This window comes from Aeromonas sp. 600724 (genome assembly GCF_049175135.1).
GTDB classification, from domain to species: domain Bacteria; phylum Pseudomonadota; class Gammaproteobacteria; order Enterobacterales; family Aeromonadaceae; genus Aeromonas; species Aeromonas veronii_A.
On record NZ_JAAKUM010000018.1, the window covers coordinates 86,777 to 113,402 of the forward strand.

Annotated in this window: 23 protein-coding genes and 1 pseudogene; 9 read left to right on the forward strand and 15 right to left on the reverse strand. The window is 50.3% G+C overall.

Translation table 11 applies throughout. The features are described 5' to 3' along the window. Positions 1-42: 42 nt before the first annotated feature. From G5168_RS16975 to kbaZ, 13 genes are all read right to left on the reverse strand, one after another. A complete protein-coding gene (locus G5168_RS16975; RefSeq protein WP_421230729.1) occupies positions 43-1,515 on the reverse strand; it encodes a DUF2264 domain-containing protein in 1,473 nt (490 codons plus the stop codon). A gap of 97 nt (positions 1,516-1,612) precedes the next feature. Continuing rightward, entirely contained in the window at positions 1,613-2,848 is a 1,236-nt protein-coding gene (locus G5168_RS16980; protein WP_421252490.1) for an anaerobic sulfatase maturase, read from the reverse strand. 180 nt (positions 2,849-3,028) lie between these two features. Beyond that, on the reverse strand, positions 3,029-4,075 hold the full coding sequence (locus G5168_RS16985; RefSeq protein WP_421230731.1) for a glycoside hydrolase family 88/105 protein: 1,047 nt from the start codon (positions 4,073-4,075) through the stop codon (positions 3,029-3,031). 15 nt (positions 4,076-4,090) lie between these two features. Continuing rightward, on the reverse strand, positions 4,091-4,846 hold the full coding sequence (gene kduD / locus G5168_RS16990; RefSeq protein WP_213393752.1) for a 2-dehydro-3-deoxy-D-gluconate 5-dehydrogenase KduD: 756 nt from the start codon (positions 4,844-4,846) through the stop codon (positions 4,091-4,093). Between the two features lie 65 nt (positions 4,847-4,911). Beyond that, positions 4,912-5,742, reverse strand: a complete 831-nt coding sequence (kduI, locus tag G5168_RS16995; protein WP_421230732.1) for a 5-dehydro-4-deoxy-D-glucuronate isomerase — start codon at positions 5,740-5,742, stop codon at positions 4,912-4,914. 169 nt (positions 5,743-5,911) lie between these two features. Continuing rightward, positions 5,912-6,352, reverse strand: coding sequence for a PTS galactosamine/N-acetylgalactosamine transporter subunit IIA (gene agaF, locus G5168_RS17000; protein ID WP_421252491.1), 441 nt, complete (start codon positions 6,350-6,352; stop codon positions 5,912-5,914). Positions 6,353-6,413: 61 nt separating this feature from the next. Then, on the reverse strand, positions 6,414-7,316 hold the full coding sequence (locus G5168_RS17005) for a PTS system mannose/fructose/sorbose family transporter subunit IID (RefSeq protein ID WP_216951762.1): 903 nt from the start codon (positions 7,314-7,316) through the stop codon (positions 6,414-6,416). Further along, the gene (gene agaW, locus G5168_RS17010) at positions 7,306-8,070 is read right to left on the reverse strand and encodes a PTS N-acetylgalactosamine transporter subunit IIC (RefSeq protein ID WP_421230733.1); all 765 of its coding nucleotides are present in this window, start codon (positions 8,068-8,070) and stop codon (positions 7,306-7,308) included. The genes G5168_RS17005 and agaW overlap by 11 nt, the downstream gene beginning before the upstream one ends. 49 nt (positions 8,071-8,119) lie before the next feature. Further along, a complete protein-coding gene (gene agaV / locus G5168_RS17015) occupies positions 8,120-8,620 on the reverse strand; it encodes a PTS N-acetylgalactosamine transporter subunit IIB (protein ID WP_216951764.1) in 501 nt (166 codons plus the stop codon). A gap of 391 nt (positions 8,621-9,011) precedes the next feature. Beyond that, positions 9,012-9,866, reverse strand: coding sequence for a tagatose bisphosphate family class II aldolase (locus G5168_RS17020; RefSeq protein WP_421230734.1), 855 nt, complete (start codon positions 9,864-9,866; stop codon positions 9,012-9,014). Beyond that, on the reverse strand, positions 9,857-11,056 hold the full coding sequence (nagA, locus tag G5168_RS17025; protein WP_421230735.1) for an N-acetylglucosamine-6-phosphate deacetylase: 1,200 nt from the start codon (positions 11,054-11,056) through the stop codon (positions 9,857-9,859). The genes G5168_RS17020 and nagA overlap by 10 nt, the downstream gene beginning before the upstream one ends. 136 nt (positions 11,057-11,192) lie before the next feature. Beyond that, on the reverse strand, positions 11,193-12,386 hold the full coding sequence (locus G5168_RS17030; RefSeq protein ID WP_216951767.1) for an SIS domain-containing protein: 1,194 nt from the start codon (positions 12,384-12,386) through the stop codon (positions 11,193-11,195). A gap of 12 nt (positions 12,387-12,398) precedes the next feature. Next, a complete protein-coding gene (gene kbaZ / locus G5168_RS17035) occupies positions 12,399-13,694 on the reverse strand; it encodes a tagatose-bisphosphate aldolase subunit KbaZ (RefSeq protein WP_421230737.1) in 1,296 nt (431 codons plus the stop codon). A gap of 284 nt (positions 13,695-13,978) precedes the next feature. On the opposite strand from kbaZ, the gene G5168_RS17040 reads away from it, so the two are divergent. Beyond that, a complete protein-coding gene (locus G5168_RS17040) occupies positions 13,979-14,785 on the forward strand; it encodes a DeoR family transcriptional regulator (RefSeq protein ID WP_421230738.1) in 807 nt (268 codons plus the stop codon). 191 nt (positions 14,786-14,976) lie between these two features. Here G5168_RS17040 and G5168_RS17045 read toward each other — a convergent pair. Then, positions 14,977-16,128, reverse strand: a pseudogene (locus tag G5168_RS17045) (IS3 family transposase). A gap of 730 nt (positions 16,129-16,858) precedes the next feature. On the opposite strand from G5168_RS17045, the gene G5168_RS17050 reads away from it, so the two are divergent. The 7 genes from G5168_RS17050 (at position 16,859) to G5168_RS17080 (ending at position 25,198) form a co-directional block, all read left to right on the forward strand. After that, positions 16,859-18,232 (forward strand): tyrosine-type recombinase/integrase, encoded by a 1,374-nt coding sequence (locus G5168_RS17050; protein ID WP_421252492.1) that lies wholly within the window; start codon positions 16,859-16,861, stop codon positions 18,230-18,232. A 6-nt stretch (positions 18,233-18,238) separates the two neighbouring features. Beyond that, positions 18,239-18,766, forward strand: a complete 528-nt coding sequence (locus G5168_RS17055; protein WP_421252493.1) for a hypothetical protein — start codon at positions 18,239-18,241, stop codon at positions 18,764-18,766. Positions 18,767-18,800: 34 nt separating this feature from the next. After that, entirely contained in the window at positions 18,801-19,055 is a 255-nt protein-coding gene (locus G5168_RS17060; protein WP_421252494.1) for a hypothetical protein, read from the forward strand. A gap of 499 nt (positions 19,056-19,554) precedes the next feature. Further along, positions 19,555-19,827, forward strand: a complete 273-nt coding sequence (locus G5168_RS17065; protein ID WP_270656090.1) for a helix-turn-helix domain-containing protein — start codon at positions 19,555-19,557, stop codon at positions 19,825-19,827. A 63-nt stretch (positions 19,828-19,890) separates the two neighbouring features. Beyond that, the gene (locus tag G5168_RS17070) at positions 19,891-21,411 is read left to right on the forward strand and encodes a helicase RepA family protein (RefSeq protein WP_421252495.1); all 1,521 of its coding nucleotides are present in this window, start codon (positions 19,891-19,893) and stop codon (positions 21,409-21,411) included. A 764-nt stretch (positions 21,412-22,175) separates the two neighbouring features. Continuing rightward, positions 22,176-22,691 carry a terminase gene (locus G5168_RS17075; protein WP_421252496.1) on the forward strand — a complete coding sequence of 172 codons (516 nt, stop codon included), beginning with the start codon at positions 22,176-22,178 and terminating at the stop codon, positions 22,689-22,691. Between the two features lie 353 nt (positions 22,692-23,044). Next, positions 23,045-25,198: a nuclease-related domain-containing protein gene (locus G5168_RS17080; RefSeq protein WP_421252497.1), complete on the forward strand. Its 2,154-nt coding sequence runs from the start codon at positions 23,045-23,047 to the stop codon at positions 25,196-25,198. A gap of 62 nt (positions 25,199-25,260) precedes the next feature. Here G5168_RS17080 and G5168_RS17085 read toward each other — a convergent pair whose 3' ends face one another. Next, positions 25,261-25,476 (reverse strand): hypothetical protein, encoded by a 216-nt coding sequence (locus tag G5168_RS17085; protein WP_421252498.1) that lies wholly within the window; start codon positions 25,474-25,476, stop codon positions 25,261-25,263. A 241-nt stretch (positions 25,477-25,717) separates the two neighbouring features. On the opposite strand from G5168_RS17085, the gene G5168_RS17090 reads away from it, so the two are divergent. Then, positions 25,718-26,275, forward strand: a complete 558-nt coding sequence (locus G5168_RS17090) for a recombinase family protein (protein ID WP_319908522.1) — start codon at positions 25,718-25,720, stop codon at positions 26,273-26,275. Positions 26,276-26,626 lie beyond the last annotated feature (351 nt).

Here is a 26,626-nt window from a genome sequence, read left to right on the forward strand (position 1 = left end):
AAGATCTTGATCACATAAAATAAAAAAGAATCGTAAGTTACACTAGAAAAAATGAAACATTTTTGAGGTGTAACAGGTAACTCCCTTTCGAAGCAGATTGTTTTTCGGTCTTTCTGCCCTTCCTATGACCCATTCTTTACAACGATTCCACCAGCGTTGCTGCTCCAAACGTCGCGTCAAAGGACTCTGCTGCGCGGTATAATCAAAACGAAACAGCGCAACCACTTCATTTGTTTCCCTTACACCCTGCAGCTGGAGTCCAATAGCAGGTATCGCAAGAGTAAAATCACCTTGCTCGACCGGTAGTGGTAATGGTTTCGCCTCCCAGAGACCACTTCGATCCCCGCAATAGAGAGCCATATTCAAGGCCCGCAAAGACCAGAGGCTACTTGCTGGGCCACTGTAGTTATCTATTAACCTATCATCACACCCAAATACTCCTTGGGTTGGAAGGCCTGCTTCCAATGCCCCATTCGAAATAAAATAAGAAAGCGAAGAACTAAAAGCATGCTTCACTTCACCTGGTGGCAAGATGCCGTGATCTGCAGCTGCAATCAGAGGGGCTGCTGCAGCTAGTCGATAGCAAGCACTACGGCCAAAAAAGGGTAATCCCTGCGTAGTGAAAAAATAACGATAGGAAGCAACAAATTCAGCTAGAGTGCCACGAATAAACTCAGGGTCAAAATCAGGAAGGATTTGGTCTAGCCAATAAAATGAGTAATGAAAACCCCACGCATTATAATAGTCATAGTTACCTAATGCACCATCGCGAAACCACCCAGCGCCAACATGAAACTCTTTAATCCTTTCGTATTTATCATGGTCTACATGATCCACACCAGCTAACGATTTCAGGACAAACTGAACGGTCAGTGGAAATAAATGCCAATTATTATCAACAGTAATTAATGTATTTACCTGACTAAACCAAGCTACTATTCTAGCTTGTTCATCATGATTAAATCTTATCCAAACATGTTCCCTGCTCAACCATAGAGTCAATGCTAAATCCGCACTTTCACAGATACGTTGATCGCAGTCATGCATCACTCCCCAAAAGCCTGGGTGATTTGGGTCTGTTCCAGCAAGAAAAGCTGCATGAATGATATCTGCCGGCGATAACTGCCGACCATCTGCCAAGGCTAAATTGCTTTCATTTGGCCCCTTTGAATATAACCAGGCAGCCAAAGTAGGTAACAACCGGCTAGCCCCCTCCATGGCATCAGTTCGAGCACTCTGCTGGCTTGGTCGTCCGGGATAATAAGCATGGGTATAATCCCAAACAGCATAATGATCAAACGCCTCAGCCACATATTTTACTAACTCATTACACTGATATTTTAATCCAGCCTGAGGTATCGAGAAAACCTTTGCTATATGATTATCATTGTGTGTATATGAACGTTTTTTGTGAAAAAATCTTAGTAAGTTTTCTTGAAAAAGATGAAAATACATGGCCCAGTCCGGATTTTCATACGGGACAATTGGTCGTTTAGTTATTTTAATGTCACTCATTTAAACCCTCTCATATTCAAATAATTACATGGCTATCTAACAGATAAAATATTATGTATACTCATATTATCAATGCTGAGGTAAAGCAATGCTTTAATTATGTCTCTAGCATTACCCAATGCCTATGCATAACATTCGCTGCAATTCCACCACGTTGTATCTCCTCAGCCATCATCTGCATTTTGGGAGCAGTATGATAAAATATTTGGCGATATGATGTGCAGAGATAATTATGACGATACCGCTCTCCGGATATCGATAACACTCGATGTTTTGGACATCCACCATAACAAAGTGAATAGACCTCACATCGCTTGCATTGCTCGGTCAATTTCTGTGACTTTGCGGTACCAAATCTTTTTTGCATCTTGCCCGTAGCCATACTGACAAGTGAATGTAGATGGATATTGCCCAGTTTGTTGGCCGGATATACATAATGATCACAAGAATAAAGATCACCATTGGCCTCAATGACGATTGCCTGCCCACACTCTTTTGAGTGAATGCATAGAGAAGCGGGATATCCCATCCATACAGCTAATATACTGTCAAATATGCGAATAAAAACTTTACCAATATCAGCCCTACACCACTCATCAAATACATCATTCATAAAGCGACCATATCCATGTGCAGGCACAGAGAAATCCATTAATTTTGGATTTGGCATAGGTGTATAATGGCCATTATTATCAGCCTGACTAGCAGGTGACAACTCAACCAAAGGAATAAATTGCATGAAATTTGCCCCCAGTTTTTTCAGCGCAAGATAGGTGTCACGCCCCTTATCCCAATTTTTATCATTAATTACAGTCAGGGTATTAAACTCTACGCCAAACTCCGTCAGTAATTCTATCGCATGCTGTACCCGCTCAAATGTTGGGTTACAATTCACTGAAACACGATATGCGTCGTGCACACTTTGTAGTCCATCTACTGACACACCAACCAAGAAATTATGCTTGGCAAAAAAATCGGCCCATTGGCGATTAATCCCGATCGCATTGGTTTGAAAGCTGTTGGTAATATGCTTTCCATCCGCATATTGCTGTTGATACGCAACCACATTGCGATAAAAATCCAAGCCTGCGAGAGTCGGTTCTCCCCCCTGCCATGAGAAGTCTATCTGCTGGCTATGTTGAGAGCGGATATATTCCCGGATGTAACGCTTCAGGGTCGCATCTGACATAGTCTGTGATGCAGTGGGACTATCCTGATGAATGGTGTGTTCTTTCTCCAGATAAAAACAGTACTCACACTTGAGATTACAGCGATAGCCTGTTGGCTTCGCCATCATATGAAATGCTGTTTGACTCTTTTGAATAATGCTCATTGATACCGATACTTTAAAAATTGAAGCTGTAACCGTAGTATACGAAACCATATGAAAGTATTTGTTGTGTCGACTCACAATTAACACAACGGGCAAAAAGAAAATGAAAACACATAAAAGAAAAAACCCAGCCAACTGAACTGGGTTTTCATATCATTGCAACTTATGTACGCCACGACACTATATGAGTTGCATCACCTCTGTGGCAGCAAGCAAAAATACGCCAGCACCATAGTCAATATTATGGTCTCGCTGAACATCACGGGGATTAAATGCAGGCAACTGCACCCAACCCATCATGCCATTTTCATGAATGCAACCGAGTAATGCTTGCCAGGATGAAAGTACAGATGGGAGGTACTCATCACGAGCCAGAATCCCCTGATTGATCCCCCAGGCCAAACCATAACAAAACAATGACGTTGCACTGCTTTCTGGAGCGGGGAAATGCTCCGGATCAAGCAAACTGGTACGCCAAAATCCATCCGGCTGTTGATAACGACATATTGTCTTGGCCAAGCCGCAAAACAGTGTCAAGTAACGTTCCCGTGAGGGATGGTCATCAGGCATTCGTGCTAGCAAGCGAGGGATACTGGCCAGTACCCAACCCACCCCTCGACTCCAGAAAACCAGCTCTCCATTTGCTTCACGCAACTCCCCCCCTTTTCCATCAGGGATATAGCGATGATCACGAAAGAAAAGGCCGGTTTGTGGATCAAATAAATGATCCACCGCATCCCAAAATGCAGGCTCCATATAATCCAGATACTTGTGATCACCTGTCAGTTGGGAGAGCCCAGCAAACACGGGGGGGGCCATAAATAAAGAGTCACACCACCACCAATCCTGACGGCCAGGAGCAGGTGACTCCAGCATCAAATCGAGGGCCTTGATGGTCGGCTCCAGCGCTTCAATCTGGTTGACCAATGGATAGACATCCAGGTAGGCCTGGCAGCACACGTGATCATCAGCAAATCGTGGGTTGGGGCCGGCCCGAAAGCCGGTATGCAGGGTGTAGTTCATCACCCCGTCCAGGTACTCAGTGTCATCCGTTGCTTGCCATGCATTCGCAACACAAGACCAAAATACCCCCCGCTCCCAATCTGTATCTTTAATAAATCGAACCTTGCCACTACGACGAATCACACTACGGGTCTGATGGGCCGCTTGATAGCGATATACACGCTTCATCGCTGCCAGCACCTCAGCTCTAGCTACTGATGACATAGTCAGCTCTCCTTATCAACGAGCCAGCCAGCCGCCATCAACGGCCAATGTGTAGCCGTTCACATAGTCACTGGCAGCAGATGCCAAGAATACCGCAGGGCCAGCCAGATCAGATGGTGCACCCCAACGATTCGCTGGGATCCGTTCCAATATTGCGTTGTTACGAGCCTCGTCTGCACGTAAAGCAGCTGTGTTATCTGTTGCCATATAGCCTGGCGCAATGGCATTAACATTAATGCCGTGATGAGCAAGTTCAGTGGCCAGAGCTCTCGTCAGACCCATTACCGCAGACTTACTGGCTGTATAGGAAGGAACTCTCACACCGCCCTGGAACGAGAGCATTGAGGCAATATTGATGATCTTGCCACCCCGACCTTGTTTAACAAATTGCTTGGCTACCGCCTGTGACAAGAAAAATACCGTCTTTTGGTTGATATTAATCACGTCATCCCAATCCTTATTTGTAAACTCGAGAATATCCTGACGGCGAATAATACCAGCATTATTCACTAGAATATCTACACCACCCATTACTTCGACAGCTTCTGAGACAATTGCACCCAGCAAGTCCTGTTGCATCAAATTTGCTGTGATGTAGTGAAATTTCCGGCCCATTGCTTCAATGGCTGCCTGTGTCTCAGCAGCAGGTTCGTAACCGACACCAACGATATCAGCCCCAGCCTGCGCAAGACCCAATGCCATGCCCTGTCCAAGACCGGTATTACAGCCGGTCACCATAGCGACTTTACCCATGAGATCAAACATGTTCATATTTCTTCCTGCGACAAGGCGGATTGGCTTGCGTCAAGCAACCCGCATAAATTAATTGGTAGGGTTTACTTCAAATCACTCATGGCAACATGATCCATATCGTGGAAAGTCTGGTTTTCACCGACCATGCCCCAAATGAAGGTGTAAGCCGAAGTACCGACACCAGAGTGGATAGACCAACTCGGACTGATTACCGCCTGTTCATTACGTACCACCAGATGCCGAGTCTCCTGAGGTTCCCCCATGTAGTGGAAAACCAGGTTGTTCTCACTCATATCAAAATAGAGATAAACCTCCATGCGGCGTTCGTGGGTATGACAAGGCATGGTATTCCACAGATTGCCTGGAGCGAGTTCTGTCATTCCCATCAGCAACTGGCAAGTCGGCAGTACCGAAGGATGCAAGTATTTATAGATGGTGCGAACGTTACAATTTCCCTGACTTCCCAAAGATTCCGGAGCAGCCTCTTCACGAGAAATTTTGCGTGTCGGATAAGCATGATGAGCCGGAGCACAATTAAGATAAAAACGTGCAGGATGCTCCGGTTTTACGCTAGAAAATACAATTTCACGCGCCCCCATGCCAACATAGAGAGCCTCACGAGCACCAATCTCAAAAGTCTTACCATCAACAGTCACCAAACCTGGCTCACCGATGTTGATCACACCCAACTCACGACGTTGTAGAAAGAACTCAACCCCGATCTCCTTCCCACCTTCCAGGGAAAGAGGCTCACCAAGCGGTACAGCGGCACCAACGATGATACGGTCTATGTGACTATAGGTAAGATTGATTTTATTCTGCTGGAACATCTCTTCGATCAGAAAATGGCGACGCAGGCCACTTGTATCTAAGTGTTTCGCATGTTCACTGTGTATGGGTTGACGAATTTCCATTTTAAAACCTCAAGTTATAACCACAGCCACTGACATCGATGAAAATAACTAGCCATCAGTGCATTACTGACTGTTCATTCATGACAAAGAAGTCGTGAAAACTAATTCCTTATAATGCAGGGGCAAACACCTTATAAGACTCCCACGTAATAATGAATGAAGAGCATTATTAAAGACCCTCTTCCTCACTAATGCACTCCTCAACAAAGGCAGCCTCCAGTGCCTTTCTCATATCCTGAATTGTACTTTTACCAATATCTTGAAGAATATCGACCAGCTCATGCAATGATGCACCGTCACGTTCAAATGCGGCATTTGCAATCATTGGTAAGTTAACCCCAGACAATACCTCTACCTGATCAGAATCCATTAAAATGACGGATGCTCGATTTGCTGGTGAACCGCCAGGAATATCTGTTAAAAACAGTACGCCATCGTCAGAGTTAACTTCCTGAGCTGCATTTCTCAGAGCAGTCTCCAAATCATCCGTCGACATGGACTCGACAAAGTCGACGAAGCGCATCTGCTCCGGCTCCCCCACAATCGCTTTCATTGCAGACTGCATTCCGGATGCAAAGTTGATATGTCCAGACACTACAATACCGATCATGTAATTTATCCCTCTTAAATAGGTGGGGGATATCCCACCCCATTAGTATTTATCAGCGTATTTAAATAATCCCAAGGTAATGCCCGACTACCCCAGCGGCCAATGTTGAGAAAATAAGCACTGGTGGCTTCGCCCAGAACCCGGTCCCCTTAACCATCTTGAACATAAAAAATACCAATGCTAACGGCAATAGATTAGGCATGATTTTGTCAAACAACGAAGCTTGAAGCTCTACCGTTTTACCACCGAGCTCTAAGGATGCTGTCGTCTGTAACTTGATAAATGTTGCCGATAGTGCGCCGATTACGAAAATACCCATGATATTGGCAGCTTTTGCCAACTTTTCTGTTGCATCACTCATGTTTACCATCGCTGCAGTACCAGCACGGTATCCCATGAACATCAAACCAAAATAAACAAAAAAGTGCACAATCTGATACAGCAGGAAGAAAACAAACGGACCAGCAATCGATCCTTCAATGGCAATCGACGCCCCCAGTGCTAATGTCAATGGCATCAACGTCATGTGGTCGATCGCATCGCCAATACCACCGGTAGGGCCCATACCAGCCACTTTCATTACGTTGACAGTAGACGGTTTTTCTTTATTCTCTTCCATTGCGATAGCTGTACCTAGCAGGAAGGTAAATAATTTCGGACTTGCATTGAAGAACTGCAGATGATTTTTCAATGCTTTGGCTAGATCATTTCTATTATTACCATGAATCTTTTTTAAAGCAGGAATAATGGAGTACGCAAAACCACCACCCTGCATTCGTTCAAAGTTGAAGTTGCCCTCCATAAACAAGCCACGTAAAGAACAGATCCACAAATCTTTCTTGGTGATGACTTTACGTACAGCGGTATCTTCATAAGCATCGATATTATCTACCAATGAATGATTTTTTACTTGAGATGCCTCGACATTGTTCCTCAGTGGAGACATTGTAATATCAGATGCCATCTTCAAATTCCTCTGCTTGCTTGTTTGAGTTGGTATTTCCACTAAAGAAGTAATAAAGTGCTGCGGCAGATGCGCCCAAGATTGCAACAGCCATGATTGGCAACTTCAAGTAGGTTGTCATTACAAAACCGATAAAAAACACCCCTGCAACTTCTTTGGACCACATGATTTTTAGCAGCATGGCGAAACCAATCGCTGGTACCATCTTGGCACCAATCCCTAGCCCTTCTAACAATACCGTTGGTGCATTTTCATCAATCCAGGTTGCACCATGTTCACCAAAATAGACTGTAGCAAATGCGACAACAGCGTATAGCATTGAGCGAAGTGAAATAGTCGCTATCAGTAATCGATCGATACCAGATGCATCACCTTGTTCAGCGTAACGATCCGCCTTACCCATAGTGAAAGAAGTCAATGCAAAGAAACCAATCACTAACATCTGCATCAGGACCGCGATGGGCATCCCGACACCCATAGCCACTTCTGCGGATTGACCAGTCATCACAGCAAATGCGACTGCTGCGATGGTGCCCATTGTGACATCAGGTGGCTGAGCACCTGCGTTAGGTACCAATCCTAACCAAGCTAACTCCAGAGTAGCCCCCGCAACCAAGCCAATTTGCATATCCCCCATAATCAATCCAACTACCGGACCGGTTATAATCGGGCGGTGGATATTTAGTGCGACATCATATTTATCGATACCACAAAAAAATGCCCATATTGCGACAAGCATAGCTTCGAAAAACATGCTTAATTCCTTTTTGAAAGTAAATGTAAATATATCTTATTTTTTAATGTCAGGCGGCGCCGTTAACCAGTTCAAAGATATCCAATGCGTTTTGATCAGGTGTATTTTGAACCGTGCAACATACCCCCTTTTGGGTCATGCTCTCAAATGCTTTAATATCATTATCATCAACAGACACTGTTTTTGCGATTTGCTTCTTGCCTTCATGATAATGCATATTCCCGATATTGCAGTGGGTGATCGGAACCCCTCCCTCTACCAAACGAGCAACATCTGTCGGGTTATTACAAAGAATAAATATTCGCTGTTTATCTGATGCATTATGAATCACATCAATTGTCTTTTTAATAGTAAAAAATCTAACTGCATATTCTCCACCTGCGGAAGCTTTCATACCAGCTTGCATAAAGGCAGCATTGGGGCCTTCTGCTGCATCATCATTAGCAACAAGAATCAGATTCGCCTCTGTGTGTTTACCCCATGTGATACGAATTTGTCCGTGTAACAAACGTTCATCAATCCTAGTCCATACAATATTTGGAGTTGTCATATATTTCATTCCTATGTTATAGGCATACCGGCATATATGCAGGCAACACACTAAGCCATCTGATTAAATTAACTAGCAACATCATTATGCTTGCAGGCACATACCTGATGTCGTTATTCGTCCCCGCCGCACTAACTGTGTTTTACTTAGCTTAACGCCAGTCCAGACATTAATAAATTGAAAGAAAACGAAAATGAGATCGCTTTCACGAAGTTAATAAAAAGACATCGAAAGAAGGAAGCCTCCCCAATGCTTTTTCTAACTGGTTAATTTCTTCTATAAGAATGCATCTCACTTGCGGCTAGTAAACAGATGAATCCAGCTCATTGCAGCACGTTAATAGACGTCAACAAACGGATATACATCGCAGGCAATAGATAACCTATCCAAATCAAATACGGTTCTCACTCATACACATACGGATTTTCGCCTCGACAACTTCCTCCATGGCGGCCATGGCGGGCACCAGATACTGGCGCGGGTCGCTGGCATCCGGATGAGAGCCAAGGAAGGCTTTCATCGCATCGGCGAAGGCGATCTTCAGTTCGGTCGCAACGTTGACCTTGCAGATCCCGAGTTCGATGCAGCGGCGCACATCGGCCTCCGGTACGCCGGAGGCGCCGTGCAGCACCAGCGGAATATCCACCTGCTCGCGAATGGCGGCGAGGCGGGCGAAGTCGAGGCGGGGCTCCTCCTTGTAGAGGCCGTGGGCGGTACCGATGGCCACGGCCAGCGAGTCGATATCGGTGCGGCGGACAAACTCTGCCGCCTTGAGCGGGTCGGTAAATTTGGCGTGAGCGGCATCGACGATGAGGTCATCCTCCTGACCGCCCAGCTGACCAAGCTCCGCTTCGACGCTGGCGCCCATGCGGTGGCAGAAGGTCACCACGCTGCGCACCTTCTCGATGTTCTCTTCAAACGGAAAGTGCGAGGCATCGATCATGGCGGAGCGAATACCCGCTTCGACCTTGTTGTGGATGTCCTGCTCGTCTTCGTGGTGATCCAGATGCAGCACCAGCGGGATACGGTACTCATGGGCCGCGGCCTGACAGATGGAGACCAGATACTCGACCCCGGCATGGCGATAGGTGCCCGGGGTGCCAGCCAAAATCACCGGAGAGCGCATGCGAGCGGCGGTGCGAGCCACCACCTGCACAGTTTCCAGGTTGTGGATGTTGAAAGCCGGTACGGCGTAGCCGCGGCGCTGGGCATCTTTGAGCATTTCATGGGAAGAGATCAGATACATAGTGACTCCTGAGCGTCCTGATTGACGCGAGATCCTGAGAAAAGGGAGGAGAGCTCGGTCGGATTTATCTCCCGGCCAGCCACCCAGATGTGTTGTTGATTGAGTTCAGTGGTGAGAGCGAGCAGGTTGGCCTGTTTGCCAACTGCCAGTGAACCGAGGCGATCGGCAATGCCGAGCATCTTTGCTGGTGCCAGCGAGGCCATTGCGATGGCTTCATCGAGCGGTACGTTCGCCAGCTGCACCATGTTGCGTACTGCGCCAAGCAGGGTGAGGGTGCTGCCCGCCAGACCGCCGGTTTCGGTGCGTACCACGCCATTTTTCATCTCGACCCGATAGTTGCCGAGCAGGTAGTGACCGTCGGGCATACCTGCGGCACGCATCGCATCCGTGATCAGGAGCAGGCGCTGGCCAGCGCAGCAGTGACAGAGCTTGAGCACGCTCGGGTGGAGATGATGGCCATCGGCGATCAGCTCCAGCCAGGCAGCGGGATGGACAAGACCTGCACCGACCATGCCGGGTTCGCGGTGGTGCAGGCCGCGCATGCCGTTGAAGCAGTGCACCAGCCCGGAGGCACCCGCTGCCAGCGCCGCCATGGTGGTGTCGTGATCCGCCGCCGAGTGGCCCAGCATCACCCGCACGCCGTTTGCGGCAAGATGGTGAATGGCCGCGATGGCGTTGGGCTTTTCCGGTGCCAGCGCGACCACCTTCAGGCTGCCGCGCGCCAGCTGTTGCAGGTGGGTCAGTTCGGCAATATCCAGCTCCCGAAACAGCGCCTGATCGTGGGCGCCCTTGTTGTCCGGCGTGAAGTAGGGGCCTTCCAGATAGCAGCCGAGCAGCTCGGCGCCCGGCATGCCGCGGGCAACGCCATCGGCAATCCGATCAAGGGCTTGCTCTATCTCGGGGAGTGGTGCGGTGACCGTGGTGGCAAGAAAAGCGCCAACCCCTTCTGCCGCCTTGGCCATCGACAAGGTAGCCAAGGCATTGCTATCGCTATCCATGACATCGACACCGGCACCGCCGTGGACATGACCATCGATCAGCGCGGGCACCAGCAGCTCGACATCAAACCCCATATTTTCTTGAGAGAGAGAGCCTATCGCCGTTATCCAGCCATTCTCATGCTCTAGCCAGCAGGCCTCTCGCCAACCTGTTTCGGTTAACAGATGGCGCGCCCTGATCCGCTCGACCATTAAAGATCCTCCCCTGTCGGGTAATTAATGCCATCATTCCTGACACCGCCTGAATAAAGCTTTCCCAGCTCTGAACGCATAGAGTGGGTCCATGCTCCTGTGAATTGGAACCAGTTCACAGATGGATAACTTTGCTTCAGTAAACTGTTGCACATGACGGTTTACTCAAGTTCTGCTCGGGATACGGATAGATTGTGACCCCCTGCACGACTCGATTAACACGACCGCTCGGACATGGATTATCCGGATTGATACCAAGCATCATGGATGTATGGAATGCGTAGAACTGGGCATAAAGCAGGTAACAAAATGCCAGCTCTGCATCATCGCCGCGCTGAGTCTGTGGAAGGTAAATATATTCACCAGCCTCAATCCGATTGTCAGGAATATCGGCCAGGGCAACAACTCGTGCAGCAACACCATCACGACGCAGCTCATTTAACAAATCAAGGTCATATTGTCGTGTATAGGGATCATTGGAGATCATCTGCACGATTAAAGTATTGCTATCGACCACTGATTTTGGTCCGTGACGAAATCCGGTAGGAGAATCGAACATGGCAATCAACCGCCCACTGGTCAGCTCCAGCAACTTAAGCGCTGCTTCTTGTGCAACACCCTGCAGACTGCCACTACCAAGATAGATAACTCGTTGTGGGAGTGGTTCATTCCATGCAGGCACCGTTTGAACGACCTGTTTCAGGATGGCCTCACTGACGCCTGCCAGTGAAGTGCAAGCATGCTGGTTGAACCGTTTCGGCAAAAATACAGTCAAGCAGGTCAACATCATGCTGGTGAGACTACTTGTCATGGCAAAACTACGATCATTGGTCTGAGGCGGCATCAACAGTGCCAGTGATCGACCCTCCTTCTGACAACGCTGATATAGTTTCCCTTCAGCATTGCAAGTGAGAACCAAGTGGTAACATTTGCTTACCAAACTGCTAGCCAAATCAACAGCTGCCACACTTTCAGGACTGTTTCCCGAACGGGCAAACGAAACAAGTAACGTCGGGGTATCTTGGTCCAGATACTCTTTTGGATCAGTAACAATATCTGTGCTGGGGATCGACTCCACTCTACCGTTAAGACGTGCCGATAAATAAGGGGCCAACGCACGCCCCGCAAAAGCAGATGTCCCTGCGCCGGTCAGAATAATTCGCAGATTACCTTGCATTAGTAAGGGAGTAATAAACTGATCTATGGCGTTTCTTTCCTTATCGACCATGCCTAATGTTTCTAACCATGTCGCAGGCTGTTGTTGAATTTCACTCGCAGTAGCAATTCCTTTGGCTGCGATTAATGTTTCTTTTTCATAACCAAGAATCATGACTGTAATACCTCACATAGCCATTTCAGGCTGGGGACAGCAAGCCCGAGAATAGTGCCGCAGCACTTCCTGAACCTGATCAAGAATCAGACTGTGGGGATCTGCAGAAAGCAGCCCCTCACGCACTTTTTGATATTGGATTGGTAGATACTGGCTCAGCAGTGGCAACGGAATTTGCTCTTGTTCCAGATTGGCCAACAGACATGCATACGCTTCATCTACCCGCTGCTCAGGCCAGTAGTAACGGATCCGATCCGAATAGCTGTAACCTCGAGCCAAACGTCTGTCATTAGGACTCCCCTGGTAGTGGCTTTGCCAATATCCAGGCCGCTCCAACATGGTCTGTTCGAGCACATTGCGCAGTCCGGAACAGGCACTGGCAGTCACCAACTCGGATTCAATAGCAGCCAATGAGAACAATGCTTCACGCAGGGCAAACGTGAGCGCAGGGCCGACTTTAAGAATCGCAAAGTGATCACGTACTAACTGCTGGTAAGCCTGCGGTGTTTGATAATCCGTCGAGTGGGCTTCAAACACCATGTGGGGGTATTCCTTGATCATCAGACTCAAGCCAATAGCCTTGCCACTTTGGTAATCAACCACTCTCGTATGATCAAATTCAACGCCCGGCTGTACTACCAACGCAATGACCCGTGACCATACATCCCCCAAACCTTGACGAGTAAAGGCCGCTCTATGTGCTTCCAATGTATAACGCGCAGCCTGAGGTGTTGTTACCGCAAGTTCAAAGAGATCTTCATGCGCCCCACCAGGAATGGGAACTTCGGTGCCAATCACATAAACCAGGTCGCAGTGCCCAAACTTCTCGTAACAAGTACGCTCAGCAACTACCGCAAGCCTGGCTGCACGCTCGGCAACTACTTCATCACTGAGTGATAAAGGGTCATCGGAGCAAGCCATACTGCAGTCCAAATGGATTTTTTTGAACCCTGCTGCCACATACGTGGCAATAAGTGTTTCTGCATGTACCATTGCTTCGGAAGCAGAAAGCTCTTGCCATCGGTTTGGGCCCAAGTGATCTCCACCCAGGACCACCATCTCACGAGCAACACCACAGCGATCTGCCAGCAGATATAAACGCTCGCAAAAATCAGCTGGCGTCATGCCGGTATAGCCACCAAATTGATCCACTTGATTAGAGGTTGCCTCCACAAGCAGGACACTTCCTTCTTTCTTGGCCAGCATTAGTGCCGCTTCTAACACTAACGGGTGAGCAGAACACACAGAGGTGATGCCAGCTGTTTCCCCATTCTTGTTTCTTTCTATTATCTGAGCGATACCTTTCACTTACCCTCCAATACCACCAAATAAAACCGCAGCTAAATTTCATTTCTTTTCAGAAAGGTAAACCCATTGAATGCAAAACGAAACGAAAGACCATGTGTTTTATGAGATAGATCACGAAAAACAAAAGGAAAGGAAAGGAAAGGCATTTGGCTAAAGTGACTTTTCTGTCACAAAGCATAAGGTGAAGGCTTGATTTGCATTCTCCTCTAAGCGTTAATACACAAAATGCAATAAAGTGAAAGTCCATGTGCAAACCGGACAAACAATGCGGACAGAGCGGAATAATGCAAATTACCGAGAAAAGTACTATCGGCACCAGTGAACGCCGTGAGCGTATCATCCAACAACTGCGTAGCCATGGCAGCGTACAAGTCAATGACTTATCAGCACAGTTTCAGGTGTCTACTGTCACCATTCGCAACGATCTGGCATTCTTGGAAAAACAAGGGATAGCTGTACGCGCCTATGGGGGCGCTCTGTTGTGTGAACCCAATCAGGCCGCACCCGAGCGAACCATTGCCGACAAAAGTGTGCTCAATACGCCAGTCAAACAGCGGATCGGCGCGCTGGCAGCCACACTGGTGCAACCCGGGAGTCGCCTTATACTCGACTCAGGCACTACGACACTGGAGGTAGCTCGTCATCTGCGCGAACATCAGGAGATCCTGGTGATGACCAACGGCATGAACGTGGCCAATGAACTGCTAGAGGCGGATGGGATCGAGCTGCTGATGACCGGCGGCCACCTGCGCCGCAAATCACTCTCGTTCTATGGGGCACAGGCCGAGCAATCCCTGCAAAACTATCATTTTGACCTGCTGTTTCTCGGGGTGGATGGCATCGACCTAGAACGCGGTGTTAGTACCCATCACGAGGATGAGGCGCGCCTTAACCGTTGCATGTGCCAGGTTGCAAAAAAAATCATTGTAGTCACCGACTCCAGCAAATTTTTCCGCTCCAGCCTACACAGGATCATTAATATTCAGCGAATTCATACTCTAATCACCGATGATGCCCTGCCACCAGAACTACTAACAGGTTTGCATGATGCCGGGATCGAGGTTCTGCTGGTACCGGCGGATCCCCACTGATCAAAGCAGCATTACTTTAGCCTCCAAACACCACGGTCAGGGTCATACCGATACTCATACGGTCACCTCTGGCGAGTAACCGTAAACCGGGATAGCCGGCTAGGTGATGGCCATTTGCGACTTGGCTCTGGGGCTTCAGACAGACGAAGCAACTCCCCTCATCGGGCTGGTAAAGCATCAGGATGTAGTGGTCAACTAAATCCGGACACTTGGTTAGGCCGTTCTTCGGCTTTTGCTGGCGGTATCCCATTATTGTGGTGATGTGGACGCCGCCAGTTGTAGTAATCCATCAGGTAATAACTGATATCCCGCTTTGCCTCCCGCACGCTCATGTATCCCATAGCCGGGAGCCACTCTGACTTCAGGCTTCTGAACAATCGCTCCATCGGGGCGTTATCCCAGCAGTTTCCACGCCGACTCATGCTCTGGGTCATGCGATAGCGCCACAGTCGTTGCCGAAATGACCGACTGCCATATTGGCTGCCCTGGTCGGAGTGAAACAGCACGCCAGATGGGCAACCCCGCTACTGATAGGCCATCTCCAGTGCTTTTATTGCCAATTCTGCATCAGGTTTATCAGACATCGCCCATCCCACGACTCGCCGGGTATGCAGATCAAGAACCGCTGCCAGGTAATACCAACGGCCACCTGCCAAGACGTAGGTGACACACCTGATTGGGTTGATGGACCTCAAATTCGCGGGCCAGCAGATTGGGAATGTCCGGTCGTTCAGACCGAGCGACCTGATAGCGATGAGTGCCCGGTTGCTTGGATACCAGACCGGCTTCCTTCATCAGGTTACGTACTTTGAATCGACCAATCTGATACCCCAACTCCCGCATCATCGACATCAAGGCACGGCTGCCTGCCGAGTTCCGGCTCACTTTGAACAAACGGCGCAACTCACAGCGATGCTGCATGCGCTCACGGTTAATCGTCCGCCTGCGAGCCAGATAGTCGTAAAAACAGGATGTTGGAACATCGAAAGCGCAGCAGACCAGGGTGATGGGGGCTTGCTCCCTTAATCGGTCTATCAGCGCGTACGTGTGAAGTCGTCCGACATCAAGAGAGCAGTAGCCTTTTTTAGAATGACCTTTTCACGTTCGAGTCGGTTGATACGGGCTTCCAGCTCCTGGATTTTCTGCTGCTCAGGAGTTAGCGCTTTGCTGATTGGGGTTGTGCCACTGCGTTCGGATTGAAGCTGCTGAACCCAGCGACGGAGCACGGTTTCACCGACGTCCAGTGAACGGCTGGCTTCGGGGACTGAATATCCCTGGTCGAGCACCAGGGATGCGGCTTCGAGTTTGAATGCGGCAGTAAATGAGCGACGTAATCTTGTCATTGAACACCTCAGGTCATGGTGGCGACTGTACCACCTAAAATGGTGTCCGGGATGATTAGACCACTACACCCTTATGCGCTCGATACTCCCACTATTCCTACTATGAAGCCGTGAAAGATGAAGTAATCCGGTGATAGAGAAGAGGTACTTTACCCCTCACGCCTCTCAAGACATGCAGCCCCCATCTGATTACTATCCCCTATAGCCAGTATGCTCATGGGGTTGTATTGACTCTTGCAGAGGGGGCCATTTGTCATATTTTCTGTGAGATTTTTTCAAGCCTCATTGCATATATAAGAAGACCTCCATTACCCCCTGCTCCCCTCCATGCAATTTTCCCCCATAATCGAACAGACCTATCCTATCCCCCCTCGATTCTTTTATTTTCCTCTGGTGTTCTCTCTTGCGTACAAGACAAGTTAGCCGCCCGTCATGGGCAGCCTATACACTGTGAAGTGTTGGGCATGGTGTTGGGCAAATGCGCTAAAGAGCTAGCTTTACCAAGAAGCCAACCCTTTGTTTTATATGGTGCCGATAAGGGGAATCGAACTCCTGACCTTCGCATTACGAATGAGAGGGCGCGTGGATACCCTCACATTTATTAACCCATTTCACACTATACAAAACAATGCCTTAAGTCTAACCTTGCCTTTACGGGCTAACATGAAAATCGACCAAATTTGTTATCCCATGTTAGCCCAGCGTTAGCCTGAAGGAGATTGGCAGAATTATGGAAAGGTTCAGATTCACCAAAACGGAACTATCGTCAATCACGCCACCTGAGCAGGGAAAGCGCTTAGCGGTATACGATACCGAAGTGCCAAAGCTGGCTATGCGGATCACCGCAGCAGGCGCTCGTTCCTTCTACGTTGTAAAGCGTTCTGGTGCATCGATTGCTTGGATCAAGCTCGGTTCTTTCCCTGAAATGACTATCGAGCAAGCCCGTAACGAGGCGCAGAAGATTCTTGGCGAGTTTGCAGCCGGCGCTAACCCCGCCGCTGCTCGTCGGGCAATCAGAGAAGAGCCCAGTTTTACTGAATTGTTCGAGCAGTTCTTGGTCGAGAAGCGCAAGCGCGATGGTACTCCCATCGGGGAGCGTACTAAGCGTGACTATCGCGACAACTTGCGCATGTATCTGGAGCCGATTAAGTCTAAAAAGTTGTCACAGATTACTCGCGCAGATATCAAATCTATCCACACCAAAACCACGAAGAAAAGTGCAGCCCAAGCCGACCGGGCGCTCGCCATCGTTTCATCGGTGTTCAACTTCGCCGCCGACCTGGAGATATTCAGCGGTACCAATCCAGCGAGCCGCATTCAAAAAAATCCGTCACCTTCACGCGATCGTTTTGTTCAAGCGTCAGAACTACCATATCTGTTTGCAGCCATCGACAAGTCGAGTCTTGCCGACTTCTTTTGGTTGTCGCTACTGACAGGCGCCAGACGCTCCAACGTACAAGAGATGGCTTGGCGCGATATCGACCTTGATGCCCGCATCTGGCGGATCGGTATGACCAAGAACGGCACCCCACAAAACGTCACTCTATCACCAGAGGCAGTGGCTGTTCTCGCTGACCGCAAGCATACAACTGATCATGCCTCTTTCGTGTTTCCCGGCGAGGGCAAAACAGGGCATTTGGTCGAACCGAAAAAGTCATGGAAGACAATTTTGATTCGCGCCAGCCTAAGTCGTCTACTTGACCATTTGGAGGAGTTGGGCAAGCTCACCAGTGAGGAGCGCCAACAGGCCGAAATGCAAATTGCCCAAGCGCCAGTTGTTACGGAGAAGCGTTATCGCGCGTTGGCCGATGAGGTGGGAATAGACCCTGCAACCTATGACATGACTGACCTGCGTATACATGATCTACGCCGTACCCTGGGGAGCTGGCAGGCCAAGAGCGGCGCTTCGCTGGCGATCATCGGCAAGTCGCTAAACCACAAAACACATCAGGCTACGGCCATCTATGCCCGCCTAGATCTTGACCCTGTGCGCCAGTCTGTTGAGACGGCAACAAACGCCATGATGGAGGCGGCTGGCGTCAAACTTGCACCCGAAGTAGAGAAGTTGCCCGCGAAGCACTCAGAGATAAGGACTGGAGAATAAAAAGTGATGACTAATGCCAATCTGCTTCTCGATCAGATTAGAGGTCTGCAAAGTACAATTGAATCAATGCCTGACAATGAGTCGGCTAAAGAGCTGTGCGAGCATTTTTTTTCTAAGGCTAGGCGCGAGTTATCTGAGCTGCAGAATGAACATCCCCAAGCGTATGAGCAAGTGGAATCCCTAGCACTTTCGTTTGCTAGTTTAGTTACCTGTGTGAGTAGCTATTACACGACAATTATGCTCAACCGGAAGGAGAAGGCAGGAGAGGATCGCCGAATCGCCAATACGGTATCGGGACTGTACGCAGATGTCGCCCGTGCCAAGGCACAAAAGTTCTGGGATGCGGATTCAGACCGGGAATTCAGGGTCGGGGAAGTGGCCAAGTTAGTCCATGAAATTATGTGCCGAGAGGGGTATTTCAGGGCAAATGAACGAGGAAAAGTGGCACCTACGGTAGGGACAGTAAAGCGGTGGATTGCACACTGGGTACCTGATTATGGTCGGCGCCCTGGCAGGGATGTTGAGACGGTATGAAATATGGCTGCCTACGGGCAGTATTGTGTTAGCAATGTGCGCACTCCTTCTCGACCATATCGCCGAACAGCAGGATTGCCTCAATCTACACAGTGGCAACTCCTCCAAGCCGTCCTCTAGCGATGGCCCCAGAGCCTGCAAGCGGCCAGCTTCCGACAGGCCGCAAGGCGTACAGCACAGTCAAAAGGGCTGCGCCGCGAGCTGCACCCACACAACGCCAGGCCGACTAAGGTCCCACATAATCCTGCCGCCGATTCTCCTAGCTGCCGGGGGCCATGCTTACCCATGATCAACCTACCTGATTCATCAGATGTTTGAGTTGCTCGAGGTAAACTATCTCTTCATCGACCACCGACTGTATCACTAGACCTGCCCGTATTGCATCATCCCTGAACAGCCCGATACAGTTAGCTCCGGCCAGATGGGCCCCAATCTGCTGAGCGACATCGTGTTACTGAGTGGCCAATTCCAACAGCGTATCAGTCATATCCAACTGCAGCTCAACCAGCACTTCGGACTGAATTTCAACTAGGGGCCCTCAGTGAAGCATAGGGACGGGTGAGTGCCATGCTCACCGGCGTATTCCTAATGCTCAGGGATTTCTGGTTTAGCCTTTCAGCTGGTTAGTTTGCTGTCAGTTAGAACAATACTTAACTATCGCCTACCCCTCGATGCATTAAATCAAATACTTGTAAATATGTAATCCGCTGCGGTTTGCACAATTACAGCGCACTAGCTTTCTCCGAGACTAGGCACCTTGTTAAACCACACACGAAGGAACAAGCTGTATGCCTACCAAGTATTCCACCGATATTTCCGCGCTCAAGGCTGAGATTGCCGCGCAGCTCGGTTTTGATCCCAAAAACCCTCCCGTTAACGTTGGCGACAAACTGGCCGCAGAGGTCCTGGAAGTGAAGCCGACGACGCTGGCCGTCTGGCGCTCTACGGGTCGCTACAACTTGCCCTATATCAAGGTCGGGCGCTTGGTGAAGTACCGCATCAGCGATCTCGCTGAGTTCCTGGCGCGCCGCACGGCACTCCACACCGGTGAAGGAATCTAAAATGCTGGTCAACTACTGTGGCGAAATGGAGTCCTGCCCGAGCAGCAGAAGGGGTAATGGCGTATGAACAATCCCACTGAAACCCAAGCACAATGCGGCCCCCGTGCTAATGACGTGCAAAACCTCGTGCAAATGGCACCCTTCACCAAATTTTCAGACCTAGAGAATCTAGGCACAATCGTTATCCATACCGGGCACCAAGCAGACCCCAACACCGAGCGCCGCGAAATCTGGCAGCGCACCAACAACGTATCTATTCATGCCGCCGACCCTATCACCGGAGAGCTGGAGCCAGTCCAGAGCCTCTACGTGAGCAACAAGCAACTGGAGGAAGGCGGCAAGCTGTTTCTGATGGCCGATGGCGACATGACTACCAAGGTAATCATTCATGTTCGCGGCTTCCTCCCAGTCCAGAAGCTGCAACGGCTGGCCTCCGAGTTGCGTAAGCAGGCACCCCATGCAGCCATCTATCGTGGGAACGATGGTGACACCGCCACCCCTTGGGACAACATGGTGAATGCCGTGCTGGCTGCCAATGACGAGGTCCACCAACCCGAGTCATTCCCGTTGGTTGCTGGTTATGCCGGGTTTGATCGGCAATCGGCGTATCTGATCAAAGGGCTGCTGCCTGCCGAGAGCATGTGTTCCATCTACGGCCCGTCCGGCTCGTACAAGTCGTTTGCGGCCGTATCGCTGGCTTGCCATGTTGCGACCGGCAAGGAGTGGGATGGCCGCCGTGTGGAGGAAGGCGCTGTGCTCTATATCGCTGGCGAGGGTGGCCCTGGGGTGTCACGGCGCATCCGTGCTTGGTGCGACCAGTACAACCGTGGTCAGGATGTGTTCAATTTCTACCGCATTGATATGCCGGTATTCATGGCTGATGGCGCCCAGATCGCCCGCCTGAATGCTGCCGTTAATCAGGTGAAGGAGGCTACTGGTCAGCCCGTGCGGCTCATTGTGGTTGATACAGTGGCTCGCTGCTTTGGTGGCGCCGACGAGAACAGGGCTGCGGATATGGGGGCCTTCATCAACGGTTGCGACACAATCAAGGCGCTGACCAAGGCCGTTATTCTTCTGGTTCACCACACAGGTAAGAACGAGGACAACGGTGCTCGCGGATCCAGCGCGTTTCGTGCTGCCCTGGATGCTGAATTTCTTCTCAAGCGCGAAGTGACAGACGCCCAGGCGTTCACCTTGCTCTGCACCAAAATGAAGGATGGCGACGAGCCCGGCCGCCGCGCATACGACCTGCGTACCCGTGTTGTTTGTTATGACGATGACAACGACGAGGTAACGAGCTTGGTGGTTATCGCCGATAGTCGCGACCCGGCAAACCCTGACGAACTGGAGGACGCTGGCAACGTAACCGTGAACCACAAGGCGCTGTTTCAAGTCATCCGTGAGGCTTGCGAAAAGCAGGGGGAGCCAGTCAAGCGGTTAACCATCATCAAGCAGATGAGGGCGGCGGGCACTTGGCACGAAGGTAACGGCTGGCGCTGGTTCAAGAAGCTGGTCGATGATGGGGTTATCGGTTTCGACTCCGATGAAAAGACAGTCTGGGTGATGAGGGGCGCCGAGGACTAAAAGTGATGGTGAGGTGATGGCCATCACCGAAAACAACCGGACACCATCACTTTTCTTGCTTATACGAAAAAAGTGATGGTGAAGGGGATAAATTGACCTGAAACCCGCACGGTTACTGGGATATGGTGGCCATCACTTGGTCTGTTTTTTCAGGGGGTAGTGATGGCGAGTAAAAGTGATGGCCTAGTGATGGCGAAGTGGCCGCTACTGCGCGACAAGGCGCTGTCCCAGGAAAAAATCAAGAAGGAGAGTCGGAAGCTGGCAAAGCGGTTCAAGGTATAAGGCCCTTTTCGTCTTTGCACACGGTTTTCCCCGCTGCTGGCCGCAATGCCTTGCTCTGAGTAGCCTCGCACCAGATGCGTAATCCACTGTTCTAGCAAAGGAGGACTGGCTGATTTATTTCCGCACATCCTGGCAACGATGATCGTCCTCCCCCTGTAGGGCTGGAACCGGTCTCTCCCCATCGTAAATACTGGTCGCCTATGACCTCTTCCTCTATGCATACAACAGATTCCCCAAACTGGCACAGTATCGAACTCGCATACTGTGCTGGCCGCCAAAGTGTGCGCCAAATAGCGATAGAGCACGGCATTTCACATACCGCCATTAACAAGCGGGCCAAGACGCACAAATGGTCAAGAGTCATAACACCCGTTAACGCTACCTCATCTTCAGGCATGCCTACGGCCCCTATCAGGGGCTCTGAACACGTGGATTCTACAACTCAAGTTATGATCCCAGTTTTTACTCCTCAGGTTTCCACTGTGGAAACCAATACGTCGAATCCCAAGACGGTAACAAGAGGTCGTCGAAGTGCATTCACAAACGAGTTGGGTGAGGCTATATGCAGCGCCATTGCTGATGGAGTGAGTCTACGCGCAGTGCTTGCGCGTCCAGGCATGCCGTCCAAATCCATGGTGATGCGCTGGTTGGCTGATGAACGCTATATAGAATTTAGGGACCAGTACGCGTGTGCGCGCGAGGATCTGGCCGACAAACTGGCCGACGAGATCCTCCAGATTGCCGATGATGGCAGTAATGACACCTTCCTCGACGCCAACGGGAACGTAAAAGTTAACCATGATGTGATTGCTCGTGCCCGCCTGCAGATCGATGCTCGTAAATGGCTGGCCTCGAAGCTAGCTCCCAAGAAGTACGGCGATAGGGGTCAGCGAGAAAATTCGGGCGTTAGCCACGGGAGCATGCAGGTGAAATCGACAGTCACGTTTGTGCATCCATCGAACTGGGACGAAAATAGCGAGGTTTATAAGGATGACTGATTTTGTAACATTGAATGAAAGTCCCAAAGCCATCGTGGCAATCTCGTTCGGGACGAAGGGGTCGGAGGTTCGAATCCTCTCACACCGACCAAATTCAACAAGGGCTTAGCTTCGGCTAGGCCCTTGTGCATTTCCGGCCCTCCAGTTCTGTGGGGCATTTTGATTTTCTGTCCTGTTTACCACATCTGCAATCTATACCTATTGACTCCTCATCCGTTGTTTCCCCCTTCTTGGAAACGTGTTAACTATTTCCTTCCATACAGATTGCCCGACTCGTTGCGGGCCTCAAATGAGCGGCTGATTTCAATCTCTTTGATTATCAAGGTTCGACGGCAGGAAAAGGATGACCAGATATGCAAGGCCAGGAGCGGCAATGCCAGGAGTTTTACCAGACTCGTTTTGCTGGATATGCACAGCAGCTTGCCCCATTCGCCGCACTTGATGAGTGCCTTCACGACTTTCTGGATCAACGTCCGAGCGGCAAATACACAACTCGCAATCGTGCTGCCGGACTGGCTGCCGCGACCTTCTGGTGGGGGCCAGCTAACTTGGACGGTGCTCAACTGGCAAGCTTGGCACTGGGACGTATTTTGCATTTTGAGGATGCTATTAGCACTGCGCTGCTGGATCATCTGGCCGCTCGTCATCCAGATGTATTGCGTTGGGCGATTCGTTACTCGACGCTGTTTACACGCAGCGATTCACCGCTCTGGCGGCATCTTCGGGACAATCTCGTCAGCAAGGATTGGTGCGAATTTTTCGGCGTCTGTGATCGCTTGCTTGAGCAACTCGAACCATTCGATGAAGCCATCGCACTGGCTGAGTTCCACCTGAAGTCGCTTTCGCTATTAGAGCTGCTTTCCTATTTGAGCGTGACCGCTTATGGGCAACTTGGTGCCGCTAAGGATAGAGACAGCAGTGCGGAAGATTGGGATGTCTATGATCGGATTATCGCGCGCAAACTGTTGAATTGTTCCGAGCGTGATTTTCAACTGACAGAGGAGGTTCTCGGTCGATCTCTCAAGAGTCATTTGTCGCCACTCCTTTTTCCACAGTCAGGTGTGGGGCGAGAGTGTGTTGCCAACCTCGAATCGGTTTCCCTGCTTATTGCCGCCATGCGCGAGCGAATCGATTACGAGAATTCTATCAATTGGTTCTGTTTTGACAGCGATTGCGGTTACCAGCTCAAGCCGGGACAACCGGTCATCTTCAATAAAACAGATTTGGGCTCACAGCGCTGGCAGCGTACCGGGCGCAAAAGCAAGTTGCTTTGGCACTACTGGATGTACCGCGCGATTGACCAATTCGCAGCTTCGGATATGGCTGGCAAAATCATAGGGAGGCCGGAAAACCACGAAGCGAATCAGCTTGCTTACATAAAAGCCATCCGCAGTCAGCTCTACCTGCAGACGATTTTCGGCCTGGGTGAGCGGGTCAGACTGAACGATGGAGCTGAGGTAGCCCTGCACCACGCGATATTAGCCAGTGAGCTGACGACAGTGTTTTTTGAGCAGGCGTTTCTTCAGCCTTTTCTTCGCTATATGGGTGACTCCGGTGTAGCAGCGAAAGCACTTGGTCAATTAGCTTTGGAAGGACTTGTGCATGGCGAGAACCGCTTTCCCATCACCTGGTCGGAACCGAAAGATAAGATCCGTCGTATCTGTGGTTGGACCGTCAGCCCTGAGCATCCCAAGGGCGACCCCGAGGCGGCCGAGGCCATCCTGAAGTTCTGGACCAGTGACCTGCAGGCTCTATCCGCGCAGATAAGGCAAGCGCCAAGCATACCGTCACCACGACTGTACGAGCGGCCGTTTTACAAGATTGGCCGCTACAGTTTTCAGTTCCCCTGGGTTGCAGGTCAACAGAACAATCTGACCGCTGCGGTGAATAACCTGCGACGTGTTGAGCAACGCAGGCCAGCTTTGCGCAGCGAAACGGAGCGTATTGAACATACTCTTGCCGAAGCGCTAAGGCAGAGGGGGTTCCGCGTTGTCGTGGGTTATCAACCCCCATTAGATAATGAGCGTGATGCGGGCGAAGTGGACCTGATCTGTCACTTGGATGGGGTTGCGTTGCTGCTGGAGGTCAAGTCTGGCTTCATTCGTTCAACTCGCCATGAAGTCTGGCTGCATCGAACCAATACCCTGCGCAAGGCGGCGAGGCAGTTAAAGCGCAAGCAACCGGTTGTGCTTCAAGCACTGCAAAATGACCAAGGGTTGCGTTCAGCTCTATTGCTGAGTGATGTTAATCCTCTGCCAGCCCTGCATGCCTGGGTTGTGGATACGTCGATTGAATTTGATGGTGAGGTTGTCGATGGGTTCCACGTCGTCTCCCGCGAGATCATGGAGATCGCTTTGCGCGATGAACCGCATTATCTGCGGGAGTTTGAAGAGATGGATGAGGCTGAGGCTGGGAATGAGGTAGAGACTCTGTATGCCGAGGGATTCAGTGCGCAAGCTCTTGTTAGGTTGATTGAGTCCGATGGGGTCTGGAGTGACTTGCTTTAGATATCAAGATCACTCAAATATGCTTGCCAGTCATTGGCGACGTCACCATATGTTGATCGGAACTAGTATGGGTTCCAGCGTTCATTCATAAAGCCGCCACCATGTTCGCGGCGATATTCTTCTCTGCACTGCTCCTCTTTTGGGTCTGGGCGGTCGTACTCACTGTCGAGACTATCGTGGTTTTCCCAATACTCCCGCTCGGCCTCTTCCTCAAGAGTTTCTTCTATCTCGTCCTCGTCGCCGAAATCGTCGATAAGGTCATCATTGTCATTGCCCATTGTGTTCTCTCCCAGTAGGTACAATGCAGAGTGCATTCATAATACTACAGCTAACATTGAATATTTTAGTGTGTTGAGGAAGCACGGGACTCAGACTAACTATCTTTATGGTGGCTCACAGCGTGTACCTTTTGAGCCATATAATCAGCTCTTCAAATATATGGCTCAAAGCTGTTGTTTTTATTGTGAGCCACACCTACATTTAGAGCCATAGATAATGAGCCAAGCATAGGGGCATATCGTGGCAGTCATCGGGTATCTCAGGGTTAGCACGGGCGAACAGAGCGTTGGTGCTCAACGGCACAGCATTGAACAAACGCACAATGTCGAAACTTGGTTTACGGACGAGGGGGTATCGGGAGGAGTGAAGGCACTACAGCGCCCTGGCTTTGCCGAGTTGTTCAAGTTCATACGCAAGGGAGATACGCTGATCGTGCCCGCTGTCGACCGCCTTGGGCGCAATACCATCGATGTGCTGAACACGGTTGAGGCACTGCAAGGCAAGGGCGTTTCAATCATCAGTCTGCGGGAGGGGTTCGATCTATCCACGCCCATTGGCAAAGCCATGCTCACCATGTTGGCGGCTGTTGCAGAGCTGGAGCGCTCGAACATCAAAACCCGTCAGATGGCCGGGATCGCCAAGGCGAAGGCAGAGGGCAAGGCCTTAGGCCGCGAGAAGACCATCGACGATACCGCCGTTGCAGTCTGGCGAAAGGAAAACGCAGCGAGCATCCAAGAAACCGCAACTCACTTCGGGATCTCTCCCGCCAGCGTGAAACGCGCCTGTCGTGCAGCGTAGGAGGCAACCACTATGCCCACGAAGGTGAACCTCAAGACGCTTGAACAACTCCGGCAGGGCAAGGCGACCATCAACTTAAACTAGCTCAGCGGCGCCTTAGAGCGCCTCGCTGATGCGCTCACCCGAATTGAGCAGCCTCGGCCCACGACGCGCTGTACACCAACGGTTCTGGCTGGGTGCTGTCGAGGACAGCGATGGTACGGTTCTGATTTAGCGCTCGTTCTGCTGGCGGTCAATCGTATTTTGGGGCGGTGACTCTTACGCCTATTGATAGCGCTGGAAGACCTGGGAGGTCAGTAGTTTTCCATGGCCGAGTGGTCGTTCGTCGGGTTTTAAAGTGAGTCCGCATAA

What these genes read in the sequence shown, in the direction of transcription:
- nagA (WP_421230735.1), bottom strand. Translation starts at nt 11,056, where the DNA reads ATGGTCGAGCGGATCAGGGCGCGCCATCTGTTAACCGAAACAGGTTGG.
- G5168_RS17030 (WP_216951767.1), bottom strand. Translation starts at nt 12,386, where the DNA reads ATGATTCTTGGTTATGAAAAAGAAACATTAATCGCAGCCAAAGGAATT.
- G5168_RS17065 (WP_270656090.1), top strand. Translation starts at nt 19,555, where the DNA reads ATGCCTACCAAGTATTCCACCGATATTTCCGCGCTCAAGGCTGAGATT.
- G5168_RS17060 (WP_421252494.1), top strand. Translation starts at nt 18,801, where the DNA reads ATGTGCGCACTCCTTCTCGACCATATCGCCGAACAGCAGGATTGCCTC.
- kduI (WP_421230732.1), bottom strand. Translation starts at nt 5,742, where the DNA reads ATGGAAATTCGTCAACCCATACACAGTGAACATGCGAAACACTTAGAT.
- G5168_RS17050 (WP_421252492.1), top strand. Translation starts at nt 16,859, where the DNA reads ATGGAAAGGTTCAGATTCACCAAAACGGAACTATCGTCAATCACGCCA.
- kduD (WP_213393752.1), bottom strand. Translation starts at nt 4,846, where the DNA reads ATGAACATGTTTGATCTCATGGGTAAAGTCGCTATGGTGACCGGCTGT.
- G5168_RS16980 (WP_421252490.1), bottom strand. Translation starts at nt 2,848, where the DNA reads ATGAGCATTATTCAAAAGAGTCAAACAGCATTTCATATGATGGCGAAG.
- G5168_RS17085 (WP_421252498.1), bottom strand. Translation starts at nt 25,476, where the DNA reads ATGGGCAATGACAATGATGACCTTATCGACGATTTCGGCGACGAGGAC.
- agaW (WP_421230733.1), bottom strand. Translation starts at nt 8,070, where the DNA reads ATGTTTTTCGAAGCTATGCTTGTCGCAATATGGGCATTTTTTTGTGGT.
- G5168_RS17040 (WP_421230738.1), top strand. Translation starts at nt 13,979, where the DNA reads ATGCAAATTACCGAGAAAAGTACTATCGGCACCAGTGAACGCCGTGAG.
- G5168_RS17055 (WP_421252493.1), top strand. Translation starts at nt 18,239, where the DNA reads ATGACTAATGCCAATCTGCTTCTCGATCAGATTAGAGGTCTGCAAAGT.
- agaV (WP_216951764.1), bottom strand. Translation starts at nt 8,620, where the DNA reads ATGACAACTCCAAATATTGTATGGACTAGGATTGATGAACGTTTGTTA.
- G5168_RS17070 (WP_421252495.1), top strand. Translation starts at nt 19,891, where the DNA reads ATGAACAATCCCACTGAAACCCAAGCACAATGCGGCCCCCGTGCTAAT.
- G5168_RS16975 (WP_421230729.1), bottom strand. Translation starts at nt 1,515, where the DNA reads ATGAGTGACATTAAAATAACTAAACGACCAATTGTCCCGTATGAAAAT.
- agaF (WP_421252491.1), bottom strand. Translation starts at nt 6,352, where the DNA reads ATGATCGGTATTGTAGTGTCTGGACATATCAACTTTGCATCCGGAATG.
- G5168_RS16985 (WP_421230731.1), bottom strand. Translation starts at nt 4,075, where the DNA reads ATGTCATCAGTAGCTAGAGCTGAGGTGCTGGCAGCGATGAAGCGTGTA.
- G5168_RS17005 (WP_216951762.1), bottom strand. Translation starts at nt 7,316, where the DNA reads ATGGCATCTGATATTACAATGTCTCCACTGAGGAACAATGTCGAGGCA.
- G5168_RS17080 (WP_421252497.1), top strand. Translation starts at nt 23,045, where the DNA reads ATGCAAGGCCAGGAGCGGCAATGCCAGGAGTTTTACCAGACTCGTTTT.
- G5168_RS17020 (WP_421230734.1), bottom strand. Translation starts at nt 9,866, where the DNA reads ATGTATCTGATCTCTTCCCATGAAATGCTCAAAGATGCCCAGCGCCGC.